Origin of the sequence: Paraburkholderia sp. (assembly GCF_035501035.1) — a bacterium.
Lineage (GTDB): Bacteria > Pseudomonadota > Gammaproteobacteria > Burkholderiales > Burkholderiaceae > Paraburkholderia.
In genome coordinates this window covers 1-5779 of sequence record NZ_DATJWR010000081.1, presented here as the reverse complement: position 1 = coordinate 5779, position 5779 = coordinate 1, and the positions used below count along the sequence as shown (strand labels likewise).

Sequence of the window (5779 nt, the reverse complement as noted above, 5' to 3'; positions counted from 1 at the left end):
GGCGCTATAGGGGCTGCCGCCTGCGGAGGATGGGCCGCCGAGCAGGCGTTGCTCGTCGGACGGCTCGCGTTGAGCGGGCGAGGACTGGCTGTTGGCCGGCTGGTCGACAGCCGATGCGGACGATGCGCCGCCAGGCGCCGTGCGTTGGGCAAGCGCCGTGCATGGCCACGCGCAGCACGCGGCATGCAGCGCGGCGGCGAGCACGTAGGGCGCCGCGCCGCGAGCCATGCCGCCCGTGCGCGCCACGCGTGCGGGGGGCGGGCAAGCGTCCGACAGGGACCGGCGAGCGAGCATGGACATGGCCTTTACCTTGCGCGCCGCGAACCACGCGGCGCCATGCCCTTATGGTGCCCATGCCGCGTCGCGCGGCTGCGCCAAAACCCCGGCTGCGTCGGCCAGGCGTGCGAGGCAGTGTGGCGGGCGCCGGATAATGATCCGGTGGCCCGAGGCAGCCCCGATGCATTCCAGCACGCGGGCGGCATGGGCTCGCAGCCTGCACGAACGGACCCGAACGGGCAAGGAGCGTTCATGACGGAAGCGATCGATGGTATCGGGAGCATCGGCGTTGGCGGGCTCGCAGGCGGGGCCCCCGAGGTGTCGCCGGCGGGTGTTGCGCAGCCGCACGCCCCACAGTCTGCGCGCCCCGAGATGCGCGTGATCGATTTGAGCCTCGCGGGCAAGGGCAACTACGTCGCGCGCCGCGGAAAGCTCGTTCAGGCCGTGTGGTACGTGCTCGAGACCTGCGTGCTCGACAACCGCCTGCTGCCGCTCTCGGCGCTGCGCGTGGGCTTGCTGCGCCTCTTTGGCGCGACCGTCGGCGAGGGGTGCCGCCTCGTGCATCCCATGCGCGTGAAGGCGCCGTGGAATCTCGAACTCGGCGACAACTGCTGGATAGGCGTGGACGTGTGGATCTACAACCAGGCGCCCATTCGCATCGGCTCGAACGTGTGCATTTCGCAGGGCACGTTTCTGAGCGCCGGGTCGCACGACATGAGCACGAACATGGACCTGCACGTCGCGCCGATCGTGATCGAGGACGGCGTATGGGTTTCGTCGAAATGCGTCGTGCAGATGGGGGTGACGATCGGGCGTTCGGCGGTGGTCACGCCGCTCTCGGTCGTGCATCGGTCACTCGAAGCGGGCGGCGTGTATGGCGGCAATCCGTGCCGTTTCATCCGCTGGCGCTTCGAGGACGGCAAGCAGCCGTAGTGCGAGCGCGTCGCTCATGGCGTGAGCAGGCCGCAAGGCCCGCTCACGCACGATCCCTGCGCTAGTAAGGTGTACCGGCCACCCGGCCCGCCGCGGCCGCCTGCGTGCTCGGCAGGATCAGGTTGATGACGCGGCTCCACTTGACGAGCGCCGACGCGTCGACGAACACCACATCGTTGGGCTGCAGTTCGAACTCGTCGGCGGTGGCCATGGCCTCCGGCGTCGACGCATCGAGGTGGAAGACCGTCCGGTGCCCTTCCTTCTGCCCGCGCACCACATAGACCTGCGAGGCGTCGCCCGATCCCTGGCTGATGCCGCCGGCGTCGCCGAGCGCGTCGTTCAGCGAGAGGCGGCCATTGTCGAACGGCAGCGGGCCCGGGTGCCCGACTTCGCCCAGCACGTACACCCGGCTTTCATTCTCCGAGTAGACGCGCACGAGGTCGCCGTTCTGCAGCAGGATGTTGTCCGGGTTCACGCCTTTTTTGATCATGTCCGGAATGTTGACCATGATCGTCTCTTTGCCGCGCGTCACGCTAACCCGCGAACGGTCGCCCGTCGCCGTGAAGCCGCCCGCGCGGTTGATCGCCTCGGGCAGCGACATCGTCATGTCGTTGAGCACCATCAACCCTGGCGTGCGCACTTCGCCGTCCACGTAGACGCGGCGGCTGCGGTACGCCTCGATGCGCAGCGTCACCTGCGGCTTGTTCAGGTAGTACGAGAGCTTGCTCGACACGAGGTCGCGCGCCTGCAACTCGGTCAGCCCGGCCACGTGGATCGCGCCCACGTAGGCGACCTGGATCGAGCCCGTCGAGTCGACGGTATAGCCCGACACGATCTGGCTCGTGCTCTGGTCCGTCGACGCGCTGCTGTTCGACGACGTCGTCGGCAGGTTCATCTCGGGGTGGTCCCACACGACGATGCTGAGCACGTCGCCGGGCCCGAGCGTGTACGGCTTGGGCGTGCCGAACAGCTTCTCGACGTCGGGCGAAACCGTCGTCGGTCTCGACGACGCTTGCTTGGCGACCAACTCGTTGTTGATCTCGACGAGCGCGCCCGGCGGCGGCTGATCGTTGTTGCCACCGCTGGTGCGCGCCGCGTCGGTGGCGGCCTTCGCCTGCGTGACGCTCGAAGGCGCCGACATGCCCGGCGACATCCCGCAGCCCGAGATCAGGGCCGTGAGCGCCACCACGGCGGCCATTGCCATCCACGCGCGGCCCGCCGATGCCCTGCGATGGCCGCGTGCGCTATCGCATGAGAGCGCCTCTTGCGTGTGTGCCATTGCGCGCTCGTCGGCGGACTGCGCGCCGGAACCGTCTGAATCAACAGGTATGTTCTGTAACATAGCCTTGCCCCCTCACTCACAGGATTCGCACATTGCTACGAAAGTGCAGCGCTTGCTCTTCGTTCTGCTTTTTGCCGATTCAGCTGCGCTGCTTTCTCACCCCTGCCAATCCTTAACCATCCCTATCTATCCCTTATCTGGGCGCTGTTCGCTGCGCGGGCGGGCGGCGGGCCATTCATCCATTCATCGCATCGCCGCTCGCCGCGCTCAGTTTTGTGCCGACGCCGTTTGTTCCGTGGGCTCCGCCGGATCGACGCGCGCGAGCGCGCTCATCGGGTGCCCCGCGCGTGAACGCGTGCCGGCATGCGACGGATGCTCCTGCAACAAGCCGAGCAGCGAGCGCACCATGCCGTCCATCGCGAAGCGCGTGTCGAACGTGCGCCGCGCCTGCGCGCGCATCGCCGTGCGCGCGTGCTCGTCCAGATTGCGCCATGCCGCGAAGAGCTGCTGTGTGCCCGCGATCGTGTCGGGCGCGACGAAGCCCGCGTGATCCGTCTCGATTTCGCGCCATACGCCCACCTTGTCCGAGAGCAGCACGGGCAGGCCGCACGCGAGCGCTTCCGCTACCGAAACGCCGAAGTTTTCCTGATGCGAGGGCAGCACGAACACGTCGCTCGCGTGCAGCGCGCCCCACTTGAGGTTGCCCTGCAGCATCCCCGGCCAGCTGATGCGGTGCGAGATGCCGTGCGAGCGTGCGATCGCCTGCAACGCGGGTTGCCAGTTGCTCTGGTCGGGGCCCGCCATCAGCAGGTGCGCGTCCGGCACTTCGCGCGCATGCGCGGCGAACGCGTGCACCAGCATGTCGCAGCCCTTCTTCGGGTGCAGACGCCCCAGAAACAGCACGATGCGCTTGTTCTGCAGATGCGGCGACTCGCGCAGGAACGCCTCGCGCAACGTGTGCGCGTCCTCGCGAGGCGCGCGGGTGCCGAACGGCACCACGCGCTCGTTCGCGCGATACAGCCAGAACGATTCGCGCGCGAGCAGGCGTTCCTCGTCGGTCGTGAAGATCACGGCGCTGGCGTCGCGCAGCACGCGGTAGTCGGCCCACGGCCAGTACGCCCACTTCTTCAGATGCTTGAACGGGTAGGTGAGGCGAAACCACGGGTCGAGCATGCCGTGCGTGTACACGTAGTAGGGCACTTGCGTGTGGCGCAGCGCGCGCCACGCGCCAAAGCCATGGTATTGCCATAGTCCGTGCACGATCGCCGCGTCGAAGCGCCCGGCGTTTGCGCGCAGCCACGGCACATAGCCCGCGCTATAGCCGTAGCGCCCACGGCCCGGGCCCAGCGTATGGAGCGAGAGCGGGAACTCGCGCACGTAAGGGGCGTCGTTCGGGTCGAGCGATGCCACTTCGATCTGATGGCCGAGCGCCGCCATCGCGAGGCCGCTCTGGCGCACGCCCTCGATCGGGCCGCCCGAGCGGGGGTCGACGGTGGACACGAGATGCAGGATTTTCATCGGGGCTCCGGGGTCGCGTAAGTGTTGAGCGGCACCGGCGCCGCCGGGGGCGCCGTGGGTCGGAAAACGGGTTCGGCGTGTTCGTGGCGCGCGTGCCGGTAGGACGGATGCAGGTGCTGGCGTCTGCGCACGAGGTCGATGCGGTAATGAAGCTGCGAGTACAGCGCGACGATGAGTCCGAGCGCGATGCCGTAGACGAGGCCCGAAAAGCGCGTGCCGAGCGGATTGCCGCCGATCGACGCACCGGGCAGCGCCGCGAGCACGAGGATCGACATGCTCAACGGCATGAGCAGCGGGTGGCGCGGCGCGATGCGGTGCCAGCGCCGGAACGCGCAGCCCGCGACGACGAGCGCGACGATTACCGCGAGCGGCATGCAGGCGCCGAACACCAGGCCTTCCGCATAGAACTGGTACTCCCAGAAGTTGTGGCCCGCCACCCAGTCGCTGGCGTCGAAGTAATCAGACTTGCTGAACGTTTCGCTCACATAGGGATAGTAGATCGGTGAATAGCGGTACACGTGGCCATAGCCCTTGCCGAACAGCAGCGATTGCCCCGACTCCATGACCTGGTCGTACTGGTCGCGCATCTCCGCGATCCGCGTGACCGTTGTCGGGTCGCGGTCGGAGTCCTGGTTCTCCGCCGCCGTTACGCGCTGTGTCCAGTGGTTCGTGATGGACGGGAACAGCCACGCGGTTCCCACGCCGAGCGCCACGATGAACGAAAGCGCCACGCCGGTGCGCACGAACGACTTGATCAGATGGCTGAACGACGGCGAGGCGAGCCACGCGGCGAACATGGCGAGCAGCACGGTGGCGAGCAGCAGGCTGCGCGTGACGCTCAGCAGCTCGACGACGAGCGTGGCGATGAACAGGAGCACCATCGTCATCGTGAAGCGCCGCGCGACGATGAACTGATGCAGCAACATGGCCTGCAGTGCGAGCATCGTCGGCGAGACGATGCGAAAGCGGATGTCGGCGAGCGGGCCGCCCACCGCGAACACCCCGAAAAGGAACGTGAACACGAGACCGATCACGTTCGCGTAGTAGAGCGCGCGCTGGATCTGGGCGAGGCGTATCGGGTGCCAGGGGCGGCACGTCGCGAAGTAGCCGAGCACGAACAGCAGGAACGGCAGGATCACGCGCAGGTACTGGCCGACCGGGTTGTGCTGCAGCAACTGGGCGACGACGCTGCCCACGAGGCTCAGCACGAGCGCGCAAGTCACGAACGAACGCAGGCGCGACGCACGCGCGAAGCGCGGGCCGATCATCGCCAGGATGGCCGCCCCCGCGATAGCCGGAAAGACGGCCAGCCATTGCGCGCTGTGGCCGAACTGGGAGTTGGGTGCCTTGTAGTCGAATGCGAGGGGCACGAGGCACAGCCAGATCCACACAACGGTATGTTTGTTTCGCATCGGCGTTTCTCCCGGTGCGGTGCATTGCATAAGTACGCACGCGGCAAACGCGTCGCATGCGATGGCTCGACTCAATATAAAACGCTGCGAGCGGCTTGCGCATGCGCGTGGCGCGAAGTGACGGGGTTGTGGCGGCAGAAGGAACATTCTGATCCGGCACCACGTGGGCACCGCGCACATGTCCGAGAACGCCGGGAAGTTGGCGCACGCTGCACGACGCGCGTGCGCATGATGGGGTCGGCAGCGGTATGTTCGTCGGCGTTTTTTGTCCAGAGATTCGGCACGGATCGAGCGAGGGAAGCGTCATGAAGCTATTGCACGGCGCACAATCGCCAGCGCGAGCGCGCGCGATCGAGCT

4 protein-coding genes and 1 pseudogene are annotated in these 5779 nt (G+C 67.3%); 1 reads left to right on the top strand and 4 read right to left on the bottom strand.

The genetic code is table 11. The annotated features are described in order from the left end of the window. Positions 1–300 (bottom strand): annotated as a pseudogene (locus tag VMJ11_RS05710) (hypothetical protein); the annotation flags it as partial. A 348-nt stretch (positions 301–648) separates the two neighbouring features. On the opposite strand from VMJ11_RS05710, the gene VMJ11_RS05705 reads away from it, so the two are divergent. Beyond that, positions 649–1209 (top strand): DapH/DapD/GlmU-related protein, encoded by a 561-nt coding sequence (locus tag VMJ11_RS05705; RefSeq protein WP_325617818.1) that lies wholly within the window; start codon positions 649–651, stop codon positions 1207–1209. Positions 1210–1270: 61 nt separating this feature from the next. Here the strand turns inward: VMJ11_RS05705 and VMJ11_RS05700 are convergent, their stop codons facing one another. The 3 genes from VMJ11_RS05700 to VMJ11_RS05690 all read right to left on the bottom strand — a co-directional run bounded on the left by VMJ11_RS05700 (position 1271) and on the right by VMJ11_RS05690 (position 5421). Continuing rightward, positions 1271–2488 carry a polysaccharide biosynthesis/export family protein gene (locus VMJ11_RS05700; RefSeq protein WP_325617816.1) on the bottom strand — a complete coding sequence of 406 codons (1218 nt, stop codon included), beginning with the start codon at positions 2486–2488 and terminating at the stop codon, positions 1271–1273. Positions 2489–2758: 270 nt separating this feature from the next. Next, the gene (locus VMJ11_RS05695; protein WP_325617814.1) at positions 2759–4009 is read right to left on the bottom strand and encodes a glycosyltransferase; all 1251 of its coding nucleotides are present in this window, start codon (positions 4007–4009) and stop codon (positions 2759–2761) included. Then, on the bottom strand, positions 4006–5421 hold the full coding sequence (locus VMJ11_RS05690) for a hypothetical protein (protein WP_325617812.1): 1416 nt from the start codon (positions 5419–5421) through the stop codon (positions 4006–4008). The genes VMJ11_RS05695 and VMJ11_RS05690 overlap by 4 nt, the downstream gene beginning before the upstream one ends. Between the last annotated feature and the right edge of the window lie 358 nt (positions 5422–5779).

Bases quoted from the DNA above. Each gene is read 5' to 3' on its own strand.
- VMJ11_RS05705 (WP_325617818.1), top strand. From the start codon at position 649: ATGCGCGTGATCGATTTGAGCCTCGCGGGCAAGGGCAACTACGTCGCG.
- VMJ11_RS05700 (WP_325617816.1), bottom strand. From the start codon at position 2,488: ATGGCACACACGCAAGAGGCGCTCTCATGCGATAGCGCACGCGGCCAT.
- VMJ11_RS05695 (WP_325617814.1), bottom strand. From the start codon at position 4,009: ATGAAAATCCTGCATCTCGTGTCCACCGTCGACCCCCGCTCGGGCGGC.
- VMJ11_RS05690 (WP_325617812.1), bottom strand. From the start codon at position 5,421: ATGCGAAACAAACATACCGTTGTGTGGATCTGGCTGTGCCTCGTGCCC.